This is a genomic window from Protofrankia sp. CiP1_Cm_nod1, assembly GCF_920888515.1.
Classification (GTDB): domain Bacteria; phylum Actinomycetota; class Actinomycetes; order Frankiales; family Frankiaceae; genus Protofrankia.
Map to the genome: position 1 here is coordinate 1 of NZ_CAKKTM010000448.1, position 2,453 is coordinate 2,453.

A 2,453-nucleotide genomic window follows, 5' to 3' on the forward strand; every position below is an offset into this window, starting at 1 on the left:
GGCCGGCACCACCCGCCGGGCCACCGGGGCCACCCGGGCGGCGGCCACCCCCGCCCCGCGCGCGCCCGGCACCTCCGACACCGCCCCGAAGCGGACAACGGCGGCCCGACGGCCACGCACGGCAGCGGCCACCGGCGATACCGGCAAGACCAGCGGGGATGCCGCTGCGAAGACCGGCCGCTCCACCCGGACCACCGCTGCCAGCAACGGGGCCACCGCCCACAACCCGCCGGATGACACCTCGTCATCAACGAAGTAACAACAGAACAGTATCCAGCGACCACGTCACAGTCACGACACTGGAGGTAGCAATGGCCACCATCCGAACCAGCGCCGACAAGTCGGGCGACACCGTCGAGGCCTCGGCCGACGTCAAGATCCCGCTGTCGGAGGTCCGCAAGCCCCTGTACGCCTATGTGGGTGCCGCGGACGCCGCGGTGGAGAAGATCCGGAGCATCCCCACCGTCTACGTCGGCGAGATCAAGAAGCTTTCCAGCCGGGTCAACGACCTCTCCACCCAGGCCCAGCGGCTCCCCGGCAACGTGCAGACCGCTGTCACCTCCCTGCCCTCGTCGGTGAGTGCCCAGCTTTCCGACCTTCAGGGACGTGCGAGCACGCTCTACAGCAACTTCGCCGACCGCGGCGAGAAGCGCGTTACCCGCATCCGCCAGAGCCCGACGACCGAGGATGCCGTGACCCGGACCCGTAACGTGGTCAACCGGGCCAAGGCCGTGCGCTCCTCGGCCGACCAGGCGCCGAAGGCGACGAAGACGACGAAGTCCTCGGACAGCGCCAAGGAGAACAGCGGCTCCGAGAGCGCGAAGTCCAAGTAGCCCGACCGGCCGAATGGCCGGACAGGCGAACGGTCGAATGGCCGGTCGTGCCCCGGCCATTCGACCGCCTCACGACGGCAACTGCGCCACCACTCGAAAAAAACAACCAGACGCCACCGGCCCGGTCCTGTGATCATGACGGGCGGCGAATCCCGGTACCTGACGCCCGGGGTTCATGGTATGTCGTGTTGTACTGACGATATGAGATATCGCCCACTGGGATCTTCCGGCCTACTGGTATCCGTCGTCGGCCTCGGCTGCAACAACTTCGGCTCACGGGTCGACCTCGAGGGCACCCGGGCCGTCGTCACGGCCGCGCTCGACAACGGCATCACCCTGTTCGACACGGCGGACACATATGGCAACAAGGGTGGTTCGGAGACCCTGCTCGGCCATATCCTGCGGACCCGGCGCGACGAAGTGGTCCTCGCCACCAAGTTCGGTAACGACATGGGTGGGGTGTACGGGCCCGACTTCAACGCCCGCGCCTCGCGCCGGTACATCCGCAAGGCCGTGGAAGGCTCGCTGCGCCGGCTGCAGACCGACTATATAGATCTTTTCCAGCTGCACAGCCCGGACGCGTTCACCCCGGTCGAGGAGACGCTGGCCGCTCTCGACGAGATAGTGCGCGAGGGCAAGGTCCGCTACGTGGGTTCGTCGAACCTCGCGGCCTGGCAGGTCGCCGACGCCGAGTGGACCGCGCGCGCCTCCGGCACGACCCGCTTCATCTCGGCCCAGAACCACTACAACCTGCTGGAGCGGAGCATCGAGGCCGAACTTGTCCCGGCCGCGCAGAAGTACGGCATCGGCATTCTGCCGTACTTCCCGCTCGCGAGCGGCATCCTCACCGGCAAGTACTTCCGGGACGAGCAGCCCCCGCCCGGCACCCGGCTGGCCGGCCGCCAGGACGAGCTCACCGACGAGGTCTTCGACCAGGTCGAGGCCCTGGAGACCTTCGCCCGGGAACGCGGCCGCTCGCTGCTGGACGTGGCGATCGGCGGCCTGGCCGCGCAGCCCGCGGTAGCCTCCGTGATCGCCGGGGCGACGACGGCGGAGCAGGTCCGGGCGAACGTCGCGGCCGGCGAGTGGCAGCCTCGCGCCGACGACCTCACTGTCCTCGACAAGATCGCTCCGTCCCGGCGGCCGGGCGCCTGAGCGGCGGGCCGCTCCACCGTTCACCCGTCCACCGCTCACCCACCGGGTCCGTCGCTGCCGCCAGGGGCGGTGCCCGCGGTGCCGGCGGTGGCAGCGTCCGCGTCCGTCCGTACCGGCGGCCAGGCAAAGGTGACCTCGCCCAGCCGCCATCGCGGACGGCTGCCCCGTACGGGCCAGCCGTCCGCCCGCAGGGACTCGACCGCGGCTGTCCAGCGCTGCCGCGGCCCGAACACGGCCCGCGGCGCGCTGCGCCGCCAGGCGTCGTCGAACGCGGCCAGCAGCGCGTGCACGTCCTCGCCGGGGACGTTGTGGGCGATCAACGACTTGGGCAGCCGTTCGGCCAGCTCGGACGGACGCGCGAGGCTCGGCAGGTGCGCGGCCAGGGTGAGCGTGCTGCCCTGGCGCCACGGCCACGGCGTCCCGGCGGGCGGCCCGGGGCCCGTGAGCGGGCCGGCTGCCGTGGGC

2 protein-coding genes and 2 pseudogenes are annotated in these 2,453 nt (G+C 70.9%); 3 read left to right on the forward strand and 1 reads right to left on the reverse strand.

Annotated elements, in window-relative coordinates:
- The 3 genes and pseudogenes from NBX02_RS20490 to NBX02_RS20500 form a co-directional block, all read left to right on the forward strand.
- Positions 1-259: pseudogene (locus NBX02_RS20490) on the forward strand (hypothetical protein); the annotation flags it as partial.
- A gap of 52 nt (positions 260-311) precedes the next feature.
- A complete protein-coding gene (locus NBX02_RS20495; protein ID WP_250281957.1) occupies positions 312-833 on the forward strand; it encodes a hypothetical protein in 522 nt (173 codons plus the stop codon).
- Between the two features lie 201 nt (positions 834-1,034).
- On the forward strand, positions 1,035-1,988 hold the full coding sequence (locus NBX02_RS20500) for an aldo/keto reductase (protein ID WP_250281956.1): 954 nt from the start codon (positions 1,035-1,037) through the stop codon (positions 1,986-1,988).
- Positions 1,989-2,023: 35 nt separating this feature from the next.
- Here the strand turns inward: NBX02_RS20500 and NBX02_RS20505 are convergent.
- Positions 2,024-2,453 (reverse strand): annotated as a pseudogene (locus NBX02_RS20505) (class I SAM-dependent methyltransferase); the annotation flags it as partial.